The sequence below is a fragment of the Streptacidiphilus sp. MAP12-33 genome, assembly GCF_041261265.1.
In the GTDB taxonomy this organism is placed as follows: domain Bacteria; phylum Actinomycetota; class Actinomycetes; order Streptomycetales; family Streptomycetaceae; genus Streptacidiphilus.
Window position 1 is genome coordinate 15,416 of the sequence record NZ_JBGCCA010000030.1, and the last position, 13,913, is coordinate 29,328.

13 protein-coding genes are annotated in these 13,913 nt (G+C 72.4%); 4 read left to right on the forward strand and 9 right to left on the reverse strand.

All coding sequences use genetic code 11. The features are described 5' to 3' along the window. Positions 1-355 precede the first annotated feature (355 nt). Complete coding sequence (locus tag ABH931_RS26760) at positions 356-763, forward strand: RDD family protein (RefSeq protein ID WP_370118280.1); 408 nt, start codon at positions 356-358, stop codon at positions 761-763. A 238-nt stretch (positions 764-1,001) separates the two neighbouring features. Here the strand turns inward: ABH931_RS26760 and ABH931_RS26765 are convergent, their stop codons facing one another. The 4 genes from ABH931_RS26765 to lipB all read right to left on the reverse strand — a co-directional run bounded on the left by ABH931_RS26765 (position 1,002) and on the right by lipB (position 4,077). Then, entirely contained in the window at positions 1,002-1,694 is a 693-nt protein-coding gene (locus tag ABH931_RS26765) for a DUF4191 domain-containing protein (RefSeq protein ID WP_370118283.1), read from the reverse strand. A 135-nt stretch (positions 1,695-1,829) separates the two neighbouring features. Beyond that, positions 1,830-2,000, reverse strand: a complete 171-nt coding sequence (locus ABH931_RS26770) for a hypothetical protein (RefSeq protein ID WP_370118286.1) — start codon at positions 1,998-2,000, stop codon at positions 1,830-1,832. 161 nt (positions 2,001-2,161) lie between these two features. Continuing rightward, entirely contained in the window at positions 2,162-3,115 is a 954-nt protein-coding gene (gene lipA / locus ABH931_RS26775) for a lipoyl synthase (protein WP_370118289.1), read from the reverse strand. Positions 3,116-3,243: 128 nt separating this feature from the next. Beyond that, positions 3,244-4,077 (reverse strand): lipoyl(octanoyl) transferase LipB, encoded by an 834-nt coding sequence (lipB, locus tag ABH931_RS26780; protein ID WP_370118291.1) that lies wholly within the window; start codon positions 4,075-4,077, stop codon positions 3,244-3,246. 137 nt (positions 4,078-4,214) lie between these two features. On the opposite strand from lipB, the gene ABH931_RS26785 reads away from it, so the two are divergent. Both ABH931_RS26785 and ABH931_RS26790 read left to right on the forward strand, forming a co-directional pair. Further along, entirely contained in the window at positions 4,215-5,228 is a 1,014-nt protein-coding gene (locus ABH931_RS26785; protein ID WP_370118294.1) for an aldo/keto reductase, read from the forward strand. An 18-nt stretch (positions 5,229-5,246) separates the two neighbouring features. Next, positions 5,247-5,828: a TetR family transcriptional regulator gene (locus tag ABH931_RS26790; protein ID WP_370118297.1), complete on the forward strand. Its 582-nt coding sequence runs from the start codon at positions 5,247-5,249 to the stop codon at positions 5,826-5,828. A 125-nt stretch (positions 5,829-5,953) separates the two neighbouring features. Here the strand turns inward: ABH931_RS26790 and ABH931_RS26795 are convergent, their stop codons facing one another. From ABH931_RS26795 to ABH931_RS26810, 4 genes are all read right to left on the reverse strand, one after another. Then, positions 5,954-8,011 carry a helix-turn-helix domain-containing protein gene (locus tag ABH931_RS26795; protein ID WP_370118300.1) on the reverse strand — a complete coding sequence of 686 codons (2,058 nt, stop codon included), beginning with the start codon at positions 8,009-8,011 and terminating at the stop codon, positions 5,954-5,956. Positions 8,012-8,122: 111 nt separating this feature from the next. Further along, on the reverse strand, positions 8,123-9,517 hold the full coding sequence (locus ABH931_RS26800; protein WP_370118303.1) for an MFS transporter: 1,395 nt from the start codon (positions 9,515-9,517) through the stop codon (positions 8,123-8,125). Positions 9,518-9,643: 126 nt separating this feature from the next. After that, positions 9,644-10,405 carry a 3-hydroxybutyrate dehydrogenase gene (locus tag ABH931_RS26805; protein WP_370118306.1) on the reverse strand — a complete coding sequence of 254 codons (762 nt, stop codon included), beginning with the start codon at positions 10,403-10,405 and terminating at the stop codon, positions 9,644-9,646. 52 nt (positions 10,406-10,457) lie between these two features. Further along, positions 10,458-10,598 carry a hypothetical protein gene (locus tag ABH931_RS26810; protein ID WP_370118309.1) on the reverse strand — a complete coding sequence of 47 codons (141 nt, stop codon included), beginning with the start codon at positions 10,596-10,598 and terminating at the stop codon, positions 10,458-10,460. A 223-nt stretch (positions 10,599-10,821) separates the two neighbouring features. On the opposite strand from ABH931_RS26810, the gene ABH931_RS26815 reads away from it, so the two are divergent. Continuing rightward, the gene (locus ABH931_RS26815; protein WP_370118311.1) at positions 10,822-12,459 is read left to right on the forward strand and encodes a regulator; all 1,638 of its coding nucleotides are present in this window, start codon (positions 10,822-10,824) and stop codon (positions 12,457-12,459) included. Between the two features lie 153 nt (positions 12,460-12,612). Here ABH931_RS26815 and ABH931_RS26820 read toward each other — a convergent pair whose 3' ends face one another. After that, on the reverse strand, positions 12,613-13,890 hold the full coding sequence (locus ABH931_RS26820; protein ID WP_370118314.1) for an NAD(P)/FAD-dependent oxidoreductase: 1,278 nt from the start codon (positions 13,888-13,890) through the stop codon (positions 12,613-12,615). Positions 13,891-13,913 lie beyond the last annotated feature (23 nt).

Below are 13,913 nucleotides of genomic sequence, written 5' to 3' on the forward strand. Positions count from 1 at the left end.
TGCCGGGATTGCGGGTGCGGACCGCCGGTCCCGTCCGGCGATACCGGTTCTCGAAACGATAGGAAGTGGCCGTTTCTCGGCCGTGACCCATATGTTTCGCCGATGTTAACCGGAGGCGGGCGCAGGCGGGTCGACCCGCCCCGTTACTGCGTTCGTGCCCTGTCATGCCGGTGAGCGGTGTTCACCCTTGAGTGAGTGGTTTAGACCTGTCTGGCGCGCTCGGAGCGGGTGTGCGAGCCCGACGCAGGGGTGGATTCCGGTCGCGGTCGGGGGCCCGGCTACTGTGGTGGGCGTGGATGAGAGTCGTAAGGCCATTGGAAGCTGGATAGAGGGCCCGCGGGCCGGCGCCGAGCAGATGGGTGCGGACTTCGGCTACCGCGGCAAGCGCCTCGGGCTGCCCGAGGAGGGGCCCGGCTCGATCGCGGGCACGGGGCGCCGTCTGGCCGCCGTGGCCATCGACTGGATGCTCTGCTACCTGATCGCCTACGCGCTGATCGCCGGGCGGCACCTGGAGCAGGTGAACATCTGGATCAGCGTGCTCTTCTTCCTGGTGAGCGTGCTGACCCTGGCCACCGCCGGGGCGACGCCGGGCAAGAAGCTGCTCGGCCTGCGCGTGGTCTCGCTCAACGGCGGCCGGGCCGGCTTCGGGCAGGTGGCGCTGCGGTCCTTCCTGCTGGTGCTGGTGGTTCCGGCGCTGATCTGGGACCGCGACGGCCGTGGGATGCACGACAAGGCCGTCGCCACCGTCGAGGTCCGGGTCTGACGGAAGCCGGATCCAGCGGGACTCGGGTCCGGCGGGACTCGCGTCCGGCCGAATCTCCGGGGCCGGCCGGATTCAGGACCGGTTCCGTCCGGAAGCCCGACCGATTCGGCGAGGCTCGCGCCGGCGTGGTCCGCGCAGCGTTGGACATGACGAGGCCCTTGGTGGCCGGCCCTCACGGGCCGGGCATCAAGGGCCTCGGGTGTCTGTGCGGTTGTTGCGCCGCGTGGTGGTCGGCGGGTCAGCGGGCCTTGCCGGCGCCCTTCGGCATCCGGGAGCCCTTGGGGAGCGGACCCTTCGGGATCGGCGCGTTGGCCATGAGGTCGCCCATGGCACGCAGCCGGTCGGCGATCTGGGTGGCCTGGGCGCCGGGGATGACCTTCGGTAGCTTCATCATGTGGACCTGGAGCTTGTTCAGCGGCACCTGGCCCTCGTCGTTGCCGACGACGATGTCGATGACCGGCGCGTCGCCGACGATGCGGCTCATCCTGCGCTTCTCGGCCGCGATCATCGGGCGGAGGCGGTTGACGTTGCCCTCGCCGATCAGCACCACACCGGGGCGGCCCACCGCACGGTGGACGGCGTCCTGGTTGCGGTTCGCCGCGACGACGAGCTGGATGTTCCAGCCGCGCTTGATGTTGTTGAGCACCGCGGCCGCGGCGCCGGGCTGGCCCTCGAGCTGGCCGAAGGCGGCCTTCTCGGCGCGCCGGCCGAAGATCACGACCGCCGCGAGCAGGCCGAGCACGAAGCCCAGGATGCCCAGGTAGATCGGGTGCCCGATCGCGAAACCGATGGCGAGAAGCACCGCAAAGGTGCCGAGCCCGACGCCGGCGACGATCAGACCGATCTTCGGGTCGACCCGCTTGGTAATGGTGTACGCCTGACGGATCTGCGCGAGCCGTCCAGAGCTGTTGGTGGTTTCCTGCCTCGCCATGTGGTTCATGGTACGGGGCCGGACCAGCGGTTGCCCAAGCCTGGTCGGTGTGGAAGTCCGCCTGTGTCCCAGTCGTGATGCGCCAGGTGGTGACGGGTCGTGCTGGGCGGTGACGAACGGTGGCGGCGCGGCGCGTCAGCGGACGGCGCGCAGCAGTGCCCGCTCGGTCTCCTGGCGGTCGCGCGCGTAGCGGCGGTTCTCGCAGACCGCGTCCCAGGCGTTGCGCCGTGCGGTCTGCTGGCCGCCGCCGAACAGCATGGACTCGGCCAGGCGCAGGGCGGAGGCGACGTTCTGTGCGAGCTGCATGGTGACCTTCTCCCCTCGGACTACCACGCCATCTTCACCACTTGGTGTTACCGCCTCGTGACTACTCGGTCAAACCCCCGTGAAAGGTGTGCGACTGACATCACAGGCTCACCTTTCACAGGGCTCGTGCGGTTCCCCTCCCGCCCCGTACGACGGCGGGGTCAGATCGCGGCGACGCCGCGGCGCTCCAGCGCCTGGCGGTACAGACGGCCGGCCCGGTAGGAGGAGCGGACCAGCGGGCCGGACATGACGCCGGCGTAGCCGATCTCCTCGGCCTCGGCCTGGAGCTCCACGAACTCCTGCGGCTTGACCCAGCGCTCCACGGGGTGGTGCCGCGGCGAGGGACGCAGGTACTGGGTGATGGTGATCAGCTCGCAGCCGGCCTCGTGCAGGTCGCGCAGGGCCTCGCTGACCTCCTCGCGGGTCTCGCCCATGCCGAGGATCAGGTTCGACTTGGTGACCAGCCCGGCCGCGCGGGCCTCGGTGATGACCTTGAGCGAGCGCTCGTAGCGGAACGCGGGGCGGATGCGCTTGAAGATGCGCGGAACCGTCTCCAGGTTGTGCGCCAGCACCTCGGGGCGCGCGGAGAAGACCTCGGCGAGCTGCTCGGGGACCGCGTTGAAGTCCGGGATCAGCAGCTCGACGCCGGTGCGGCCGGCGGCACGGTCGCCGGTCATGGCGTGGATCTGGCGGACCGTCTCCGCGTAGAGCCACGCTCCGCCGTCCTCCAGGTCGTCGCGGGCGACGCCGGTGATGGTGGCGTAGTTCAGGTCCATGGTGACCACGGACTCGGCTACGCGGCGCGGCTCGTCCCGGTCGAACTCGGCGGGCTTGCCGGTGTCGATCTGGCAGAAGTCGCAGCGACGAGTGCACTGGTCACCGCCGATGAGGAAGGTGGCCTCGCGGTCCTCCCAGCACTCGAAGATGTTCGGGCAGCCGGCTTCCTGGCAGACGGTGTGCAGGCCCTCGCTCTTCACGAGCGACTGCAGCGCCGTGTACTCGGGGCCCATCTTCGCCCTGGTCTTGATCCACTCGGGCTTGCGCTCGATCGGGGTCTCGCTGTTGCGGACCTCCAGACGCAGCAGCTTCCTGCCGTCGGGTGCGACAGCGGACACGTGCGGCTCCCTATCTTCGAAATTCTGTGCGTCCCTAGGGTACGCCTGCGGTCGGGTGGGTCAGACGACTCGATGGTTGCGACAGTCGATGGTTGCGACAGTCGGTCGGTTGCGATGGTGCGGGGGGCTCAGGTGGCGCTGGTGCGCGCGAAGAGCTCCGTGAAGTGGCGTTGCACCACGGGCAACGCTTCGCTGACCGTGACGTCGCGACCGAGCTCGGAGCTGAGCGAGGCGACGCCGGCGTCGCGGATCCCGCACGGGACGATCCGGTCGAACCAGGTCAGTTCCGGATTGCAGTTGAGTGCGAAGCCGTGCATGGTCACCCCCCGGGCGACGCGCACGCCGATGGCGGCGAGCTTCCGGTCCCCGCCTCGCTGGCCGGCGTTGGAGGGGGCGTACTCCGGGCCTGCCATCCGGGGGTCGAGGCCGAGCTTCGCGCCCATGCGCAGCGTGAGCGCACCGATGTTGACCACCTGGGACTCGTCCACCTGTGCGCCGGGTATCGCCTCACCCAGCTTCCACACACCGCTGCGCCCCTCGACACGGTTGCCCTCCACGCCGAACTCGGCGCAGGCCTGGATCAGGGCCTCCTCCAGCCGGCGGACGTAGGCGACCACGTCCATCGGCTCGGCCAGTTTGATGATCGGATAGCCGATCAGCTGGCCGGGGCCGTGCCAGGTGATCTCGCCGCCGCGGGTCACCTCGACGACGGGGGTTCCGTCGAGCGGGCGGTCCTCGGGGCGGGTCCGCCGGCCGGCGGTGTAGACGGGCGGGTGCTCCAGCAGCAGCACCGTGTCCGGGATCTCGTCCGCCACCCGCAGCGCGTGCAGCCGCAGCTGCTCGTCGAGGGCCTCCTGGTAGGGAACGGTGCGCTCGCCGACGCCCAGGTGCACGAACCGCAGTTCGCCTCCCGCGGCGTCGCCGGTCGGGTCGCCCGCCGCGCCGCCCGTGTCCGTGGCCACTGGATCTCTCGCTCTCTGTCGTCCTGCTTCTCGCAACTGTACGGCCGGGCCGGCTGCTCCCAAGGGCCCAGGCTGCCGGTTCCCCGGATCGAGTGACAGATATTGAAATCTGTCATCCCATCTTGCATACTCGAGGCATGGCACTCAACGAACGCACTCTTGGCAGCACGAGCTCGCCGCTCGTCGTCTCCCAGCTCGGTCTGGGTGCGATGGGCATGTCCGACCTCTACGGCCCGGCCGACGAGGCCGAATCCACGGCCACCCTCCACGCCGCGCTCGACGCCGGCGTCACGCTCATCGACACCGGCGACTTCTACGGCATGGGCCACAACGAACTGCTCATTCGGGACGCCCTGCGCAGCAGCGGCCGGGCCCGCGGCGAGGTCGCGATCAGCGTCAAGTTCGGCGCCCAGCGCGACTACGCGGGCAACTGGATCGGGTACGACGCCCGCCCCGTCGCCGTGAAGACGGCGCTGGCCTACACGCTGCGCCGGCTCGGCACGGACTACGTGGACGTCTACCGTCCGGCCCGGCTCGACCCGAACGTCCCGGTCGAGGAGACCGTCGGCGCCATCGCCGAGATGGTCAAGGCGGGCTATGTCCGCCACCTCGGCCTGTCCGAGGTGGGTGCCGAGTCGCTGCGCCGGGCGCAGGCCGTGCACCCGGTCACGGACGTGCAGATCGAGTACTCGCTCGTCTCGCGCGGGATCGAGAAGGAGATCCTGCCCACGGCCCGGGAGCTGGGGGTCGGCATCACGGCTTACGGCGTGCTCTCCCGCGGGCTGATCAGCGGGCACTGGCAGGCGGACCGGCAGCTTGCCGCGGGGGACTTCCGCGGGATCAGCCCGCGCTTCCAGGGCGAGAACCTCCAGGCGAACCTGCGCCTGGTCGAGGCCCTGCGGGCCGTCGCCGAGGCCAAGGGCGCCTCCGTCGCCCAGGTGGCGATCGCCTGGGTGCTGGCCCAGGGCGAGGACATCGTCCCGTTGGTCGGCGCACGTCGTCGGGAGCGATGGGACGAGGCACTCGGCGCCGCCGGTCTGGTGCTGGAGCCGGCCGATCTGGCCGCGATCGAGGAGGCCGTGCCGCAGGGTGCCGCCGCCGGTGACCGGTATGTTGCTGCCCAGATGGCCCACCTGGACAGCGAGAAGTAACGGGAAGAACCGGTAGCGATGGCGGAGGCAGCACTCACCCCGGAGGACATCCTCACCGCAGCGGAGGAGGTCCTTCGCAGGTACGGCCCGGCCAAGGCCACCGTCGTCGACGTGGCCCGTGTGCTGGGGGTCAGCCACGGCACGGTCTACCGCCACTTTCCCAGCAAGGCCGCCCTGCGGGGCGCGGTCACCCGACAGTGGCTCGACCGAGCACACGCCGCCTTGCCTGGGATCGCCACCGGCCAGGAGGAGCCCCGGGAGCGGTTGCGGCTCTGGCTGGCCGCCCTGTTCCGCGCCAAGCAGGAGAAGGCCCTCGCCGATCCGGAGCTGTTCGCCACCTACCAGGTGCTGGTGGACGAGAACAGCGAGTTGATCGCCGAGCACGTGAGCGGCCTGGAGGCGCAGATCGCCGGAATGATCGTCGAGGGGCAGGAACAAGGTTCCTTCGGCCCCGGCGATCCGGAGGCGCTCGGCCACGTGGTTTTCCAGGCTACGGCGCACTACCACGATCCCGGGTATGCGGAGGAGTGGTCCCGGCCCGGGGTGAACGAGGAGTTCGAGGCCGTGGTCGGGTTCATCCTTCGGGGGCTCGGCGCGTAGGGCGCCGGTCACGGGCGCAGCGCCCGGGCACTGCGCCCTGCGGCAAGGGGCACAGGCAGGGGGCGCGGGTGGGGGCCAGGCAGGGCTCAGGCAGCGGCGCAGGCACAGCGTGCGGCGCGCAGGCCCTAGCCCGTCAAGAGGTGCAGGCGCAGGGCCAGCTGGAGCTCCAGGGCCCGCTCGGGGTGGTTCCAGTCCTGGCCGAGCAGCGCCTCTACCCGGTCCAACCGTTGGACGACGGTGTTCACGTGGACGTGCAGCTCGTCCTTCGCCCGGGTGAGGCTCCCGCCGCAGGCGAAATAGGCGTCGAGGGTGCGGACCAGCTCGGTGCCGCGCCGGGCGTCATAGGCGAGCAGGGGGCCGAGCGTCTCGCGGACGAAGCCCCGCACGTCGTGGCCCTCGCCGAGCAGGACGCCGACGAAGCCCAGATCGGCCGCGCAGGCTCCGTCCCCCTCGCGGCCCAGGGCACACAGGGCCCGCAGGGTCCGTAGGGCCTCGGCATGGGCGGCCGCGAGTTCGGCCACACCGCCTGCCGGGCCGGCAGCGCCCACCGTCACGGGGGCGCCGGTGAGCTGGGAGAGCTGCTTTGCGGCCCCAGCCGCCACTGTCGAGGGCGACTCGGCGGTGCCGGTATCCGGGGTGGTGGTGCCGGACGGTCCGGTGGTGCCGGACAGGCCGGTTGATCCGGTCGGCAGCACGAGCACGACCCCGTCGCCGTGCTCGGCGCTGATCCCCCCGCGGCCGAAGAGCAGCCGTGTCGCCGCGTTCGCCAGTCGGCCGCGCGAGGCGGCGGCACCGGCCGGACCGGTGCCACGGGCGGCGAGCAGGACATGCGGTCGGCGCAGGTCGACGCCGAGCCGCAGGCCGCGCTGGATCAGCCCGGCCGGGTCGCGGTGCGGGCTGTCCAGCAGGTCGGTCAGCAACTCGCCGCGGACCCGGTTCTCCGCCTCCGCGACGGAGCGGCGCAGCAGGAGCAGCAGCGCCGTGACGACACTGGCCCGCTCGAAGAGCCGGCGGTCGGGGTCCCCCAGGAGCGGACGCCCGGTCAGCACGAGGCTGCCGAGCAACTCCTGGCCGGCCAGCACCGCACAGACCCACCGCCCGCCGGAGTCCACGGCCCGGCCGCTGGACCGGGATTCGGCGACCAGAGCCTCGACATCGAGCCCAGTGAGGTCCGCCCCAGAGAGGCTGAGCCCAGAGAGGCCGAGCCCGGAGAGGCCGGACCTCGGGCGGTCGAGCTCCGGGCGGAGGGGGCCGGAAACGGCGGGGTCGGTGGGGTCGAGATCACCCGGCTGGACATCGAGGCGATCGGGCGCGCCGGCGAGCCGGTGGCCCTGGGGGTCCAGCACGGTGATGCCGCCGCCCAGAAGAGCGGAGACGGCCTCGGCCACCGCAGGGACCTCGCCGCCGCGCAGCACCAGGTCGGTGAGCCGGTCGTGGGCCTCCTCGGCGCGCTGCATCGCGGTCGAGTGCGCCCGGATCACCTCGTTGGCCGCCGCCAGGTCAGCCAGGGCGGCCCGGGTGTCGTCCAGGGCACGGGCGGTGTCGATGGCGATGGCGGCGTGTGCGGCCAGGGTGCACAGCAGCGCCACCTCGTCCGGCGAGAACGGCCGGGGGCTGCGGTCAGCGGCGAACAGCACGCCGATGACCTGCTTGCCCAGGAGCAGCGGTACTCCCAGGATGGCGACCAGGCCTTCGTCGAGTACACCCGCGTCGATGTTGCGGGTGTGGTGGAACCGGGCGTCGGTGCGGTAGTCGGGAGTGGCGTAGGGGCGGGAGGTCTGCGCGACCAGGCCTCCCAGCCCTTCACCCAGCTCCAGCCGCAGGGTCTGGAATAGCGGGGAGACGGAGCCGTCGGTGACCCGCATGTACGTGTCGCCCGCCTCCTCGTCGGGGAGGGTGAGGTAGGCGAGGTCCGTGTTCAGCAGCAGCCGGGCCCGCCGCACGATCGCCTGGAGCACCGCGTCCAGGTCGCGGGAGGCGGCCAGGTCGGTGGCGGTGTCGAAGAGCGCCGTCAGTTGCGCCTCGCGGCGCCGGTGCTGGGCCAGGGTCCGGTGCACCCGCTGGGCCAGGACGGCGGAGGCGGGGGCTGTGGCCCCCGCCTCGCCCAGCTCCTCGGCGGTGGCGCCCGCGGCGAGCAGGCGTAGCAGCCGCTCGGCGGGGTGGATCTCGATCTCATCGGGCATGGTGCGGGCCATCGTCGCAGGGGTGGGCAGGGCTGTCACGGTCCGATGGCCGGTGGGTGGTGGTCGGACAGGGGTCGGGTGCCGGGGTGGGCAAGCGGGCGCTGGTGGGTCCTACGGGGTCGCAGGCGCCGGCTCTGTGACCGCCACATCGGTCCCGTCGGTCGCCTCGGCCTCGGTGAGTTCGCTGCCGCGGGTCTCGCGGGCGAAGAGCAGGGCCACCACCGTCACCACGGCCGCCAAGCTCACATAGACCGAGATCGGCGTCGAGGTGCCGTAGCTCTTCAGCAGCGCCACGGCGATCAGCGGTGCCGGTGCGCCGGCCGCGACCGAGGCGAACTGGGCGCCGATGGAGGCGCCGGAGAACCGCATCCGGGTGCCGAAGAGCTCGGAGAAGAACGCCGCCTGCGGGGCGTACATGGCGCTGTGGAAGACCAGACCGACGGTCACCGCGAGCGTCAGGGCGGGGAAGGACCTGGTGTCCAGCAGGGCGAAGAAGGCCCATGCCCACAGGCCGGTGCCGACGGCGCCGACAAGGTAGACCGGCTTGCGGCCGACCCGGTCGGAGAGCGCGCCGAAAGCCGGGATCAGGCAGAACTGGATGGCCGAGCCGATCAGCACCGCGTTGAGCGCGGTCTGCTTCTCGAGCTTCAGATGCTCCACGCAGTAGGTGAGCACGAAGGTGACGATCACGTAGTAGCAGATGTTCTCCGCCATCCGGGCGCCGATGGCGACCAGGACGTCACGCCAGTGGTGCCGGAGCACCGCGAGGAGCGGCGGCTGCTCCTTCTCGCCTGCGGCGGCTCGCGCCTCGGCCCGGCGGCGGGCCTCCTTGAACAGCGGGGACTCGTCGACGCCGAGCCGGATCCACAGGCCGATGCCGACCAGCAGGGCCGAGAGCAGGAAGGGGACGCGCCAGCCCCAGGCCAGGAACGCGGCGTCGGGCTGGATGGTCGTCATCAGCGACAGGATGCCGACCGCCAACAGGTTGCCGAGCGGCGCGCCGCCCTGCGGCCAGGAGGCCCAGAAGCCGCGGCGCCTGGCGTCGCCGTGCTCGGAGACCAGCAGCACCGCCCCGCCCCACTCGCCGCCGAGGGCGAAGCCCTGGATCACGCGCAGCGTGGTGAGCAGGATCGGCGCGGTGATCCCGAGGGTGGCGTAGCCGGGGACGCAACCGATCAGGGTGGTGGCGACGCCCATCATCAACAGGCTGATCACCAGCAGCTTCTTGCGGCCGATCCGGTCGCCGTAGTGGCCGAAGACGAGGGCACCGATGGGCCGCGCGGCGAAGCCGATGGCGTAGGTGAGGAAGGAGAGGAGCGTGCCGGTGAGCGGGTCCGCGGTCGGGAAGAAGACCTTGCCGAAGACGAGGGCGGCGGCGGAGCCGTAGAGAAAGTAGTCGTACCACTCGATGGTCGTGCCGATGAGACTGGCGCCGACGACCTTGGCCAGGCCTCTGGGAATGCTCGATGCAGGTGCGGCCTGCTCGGGGGCTGTTTCGGTTGCCACGACGGTGGGGCCTTCCAGGTGAGGGAGGACAGGACGGGGGTGGAGCTGCGTGGGGACAGGGCGAGACATGACAGGGTGAGGCAGGACAGGGCGTGAGTGGGTGGGGTGGGGCAGGGTGGTGGCGCGTCAGCGGGCGGTCCAGCCGCCGTCCATGGGGAGGGAGGCGCCGGTGATCCCAGCGGCCGCGGGGGCGCAGAGCCAGAGCACCGCGGCGGCGACCTCCTCGGGTTCGATCAGCCGCTTGATGGCGGTGCGGTCGAGCATGATCCGGTCGACGACCTCCGCTTCGGAGATGCCGTGTGCCTTGGCCTGGTCCGCGATCTGCCCCTCGACGAGCGGGGTGCGTACGTAGCCGGGGTTGACGCAGTTGCTGGTGACGCCGTGCGGGGCGCCCTCCAGGGCGATCACCTTGCTCAGTCCCTCGAGCGCGTGCTTGGCTGTCACGTAGGCGGACTTGTAGGCGCTGGCCCGCAGCCCGTGCACGGAGGAGATGTTGACGATCCGTCCCCAGCCGCCCGCGTACATGTGGGGCAGGGTGCGCCGGACGATCCGGAAGGGGGCCTCGACCATGACCCGCTGGATCAGGGTGAACCGCTCGGGCGGGAACTCGTGGATCGGTGCGACGTGCTGCAGTCCGGCGTTGTTGACGACGATGTCGGCGTCGTCCGGGAGCGCGTCCACGGCCGCGGCGTCCGAGAGGTCGACGACGAGCGCCGTGCCGCCGATCCGTTCCGCGACCTCCTTGGCCGCCTCTGCGGCCCGGTCGACGACGTAGACCTCGGCGCCGGCCTCGGCGAGGGATTGCGCGCAGGCCCGGCCGATCCCGCTGGCCGCGCCGGTGACCAGGGCCTTCCGCCCGGCCAGCATGCTTGCGTGGGTGCTCTCCATGGCCGCAGACGCTAGGCCGCGGCGGCGGGGCCTCCCATGTGGGCCGTCGCCACTAAGCGGCGCGGATCTGTGGGGTCCACAGCCAGGGCGGGCCCCAGCCTCGGGACGGCGAGGCGCCGGTGGTGGGGGTGCCGGTGGTCGCGTTGGCGACGGCGCTGGTGAGAGCCGGGGTGATGTGCGCCTGGCGCTTCACCCAGCGCCTTGCCATCGCCTCGCCACTGCCCACGTACCTGTCGTCGCCCCCGTGCGTCGTCCCACGCGTCGCATCGTCCCCGGCAGGAGGGACGGGCTTCACCCGTTCGGACGATTGTCCGGCCGGAACCGGCCGCAAGCGCCAAATGCTCGCTACATTCACGCCGTTCCCCTAGGGAGCTCGCGGCGTTCCGCGGTGCGTGCCCCCGGAAGGTGTGTGCCAGATGCCCCAACGGCCTGTGACCGATCGTCCGTCGCTCGACCGCGTTCCGCTCGACCGTATCCCGCTTGACGGCCGCCCGCGTCGCGTACCGGAGTCACCGCCTGCCGGCCCCGCCGGTTCTGCCGGTGTGGCCGGAGCCGCCGCGGATCGTCTCCAGTACAACCAGCGGCTGTCGGCGCTGATCGAGGAGGCCGGTTTCTCGCATGCGGGGCTCGCCCGGAGGGTGGACCAACTCGGCAGCGAGCACGGCTTGGACCTGCGGTACGACAAGACCTCGGTGACGCGCTGGCTCCGGGGCCAGCAGCCGCGCGGCGCCACTCCGGCGCTGATCGCGGAGGTGTTCACCCGACGGCTCGGGCGTCGCCTGACGGCGCAGGACCTGGGCCTGGACGCCTGCGCCCCGGTGTACGCGGGGCTGGAGTTCGCGGAGAGCCCGGCTGAGGCCGTGGACATCGTGGCCAGCATGTGGCGCAAGGACACCGGCGCCCACAGCGAGTTGCGCCGGATCGCGTTCACGCCGGCGGGCCTGGTGGTGCCGAGCCGGGACTGGCTGATCGGCCGCACCGACGACCGGGTGGCCCGGGAGACGCCGCAGGATCTGGGCCGGACCGGCATCCCGGCGCAGAACCGCCGTGACGGTGCGGGGGCTGCCGGGTCGGCGGGGGCGGGGCCTGGTACGACGCCCGGCGGGGGTACGGCAAGCGAGCAGGCGGCTGCGTTGCGTGGGGTGCCGCGGGTGAGCCGGGGTGACGTGGCGGCGATGCGGGCGGTCGGGGACCTGTTCCGGGCGCTGGATAACGCCTACGGTGGCGGCCACGCCCGCCAGGCGCTGATCCGGTACCTGGAGAGCGAGGCCGAGCCGATGCTGCGCGGTCGCTACAACGAGGCGATCGGGCGGGCGCTGTTCGGCGCGGTCGCGGATCTGACCCGGCTCGCGGGGTGGACCTCGTACGACATCGGGGCGCACGGGTTGGCGCAACGGTACTTCGTGCAGTCGCTGCGGCTCGCCCAGGCCGCGAACGACCGGCTGTACGGCGGCTACGTGCTGGTCACGATGAGTCGGCAGGCGGTCTACCTGGGGCACGGCCGGGAGGCGGTGCAGCTGGCCAGGGTGGCGCAGCAGGGCGTTGGGTCGACGGCGCCGATCGCCGCGCAGGCGCTGATGCACGCCGCGGAGGCGCGCGGACACGGGCTGCTCGGCGACGCCCGCTCCTGCACCGCGGCGCTGGTGCGGGCGGAGCGGGCGCTGCAGGCGTCCCACGGCGGCGATGAACTGCCCAGCTGGGCACGGTTCTTCGACGAGGCACAGCTGGCGGACGAGTTCGCGCACTGCTACCGCGACCTGCAGCAGTGGCGGCCCGCGGCGCAGCACGCGGAACGTTCGCTCCGACTGCGGCCGCAGACCTACGCGCGCAGCCGGGTCTTCTGCCGGGTGGTGCTGGCGACCTCGCGGCTGGGGCTGGGTGAGCTCGACGAGGCCTGCGCGGCGGCGACGGAGGCGCTGCGCGGGGTGACCGAGATGCGCTCGTTGCGCGCGGTGGAGTACCTGCGGGATTTCGCCCGCAGGCTGGCTCCGTACCGGGGCAACCCGTCGGTCCGGGCGTTCGAGGAGGCGGCCCGGACGGCGGGCGTCATCTGAGTGGGCGTCATCTGAGCGGGCGCGATCCGAGCGGGCATGGCCCGGCCCGGGTGCGCGTGCGGGTGTGCGGGCGTGATCTGGGCGAGTGCGATGCGGTGCGATCCGAGCGGCCCGGCCCGCGTGGGGTGGGCCGGCCGCTGCGGTCGCGGTCGGTTACGCCGCCAGGGCGGCGGGCGTGGCGGGGCGGATGATGCCGAGGTCACGCAGCACCGCGTCCGCGGCGCGGCGGCCGGAGACGAGCGCGCCCTGCACGGAGCTGGTGTCGCGGTGGTCGCCGCAGACGTACAGGCCGTGCAGTACCCGGACGGGGCGACGGAAAACGTGCGGCGGCGGCATCGCGGGCAGGGCCTCGGCGAAGTGGCGGGCGGTCAGGAAGTGCCAGCCGCCGGTCTCGGTGTCGTAGAGGCGGTTCAGGGCCTCACGGACGGCGGGTTCGGCGGGTACGGCGGCCCTGGGGCCGAGCACGGTGGACGCGACCAGTGCGCCGTGCGGGGCGTAGGAGCGGTCGACCTCGCTGAGCACCAGCGTGTGCGAGACCAGCGCGCCGGGAGTGGCGTCGAGCAGCAGGAGCGGTTCGGCCAGCGGGCTCGTGTCGGCGACGTGGTAGTACGTGGTCACCGGGTGGTGCTCGGGCTGGTGCAGGCCGGGCAGCAGTTCGGTGGCGGAGCGCGCGTCGGTGGCGACGACGACGGCGCGCCCGGCGAAGCGGCCGTGTTGCTCGGTCTCGACTCCGTCGGCGGCGATGGCGGTGGCGCGGACGTCGACGCGGACGGTGCCGGCGGGCAGTTGGGCGGCCAGCGCAAGCGGTACGGCGCCGACGCCCTGGGCGGGCAGGCAGAGCCGACCGCGGGCGTAGCTGCGCAGCACCAGGTCGGCGACGCGGCTGCTGGTGCGCAGCAAGGGGTCGCCCAGCAGAGCGGTCAGCAGCGGGCGCAGGTAGCCGTCGACGGTGGTGGCGGGCAGGCCGCGTCGGGTCAGCGCCTCGGCGGTGGTGGTCTCGGGCCGGGAGAGCAGCCGGTCGACGGGGGTCGCGGCGAGCCGGGCGAGGTTGGCGCCGGGGCGGGTCTTGTCCCAGGGGCGGCCCACACGGAGCCGGGAGGGCGTGCCGACGCGCTGGCGGCGGCCTTCGGTGTGGACCAGCACGTCGGGGCCGAGGGGCCGCAGTTCGAGGTCGCCGAGATCGAGGGTGGCGGCGAGTTCGGGGTAGGCCGTGTTGAGCAGGTGGGTGCCGTGGTCGAGTCGGAAGCCGTCGCACTCCTCCCCGGCCATGCGGCCGCCGACGTGATCGGCGGCCTCCAGGACGGTGACGGACAGTCCGCAGGCGGTCAGTCTGCGAGCTGCGGTCAGACCGGCCAGTCCTGCGCCGACGATGACGACATCGGTGGCGCGGCGACGCGGGTGCAGGGGGGTGGGGATGGCTGTTGCGGGCACGGACGGCTCCCTCCGGGTGCCAG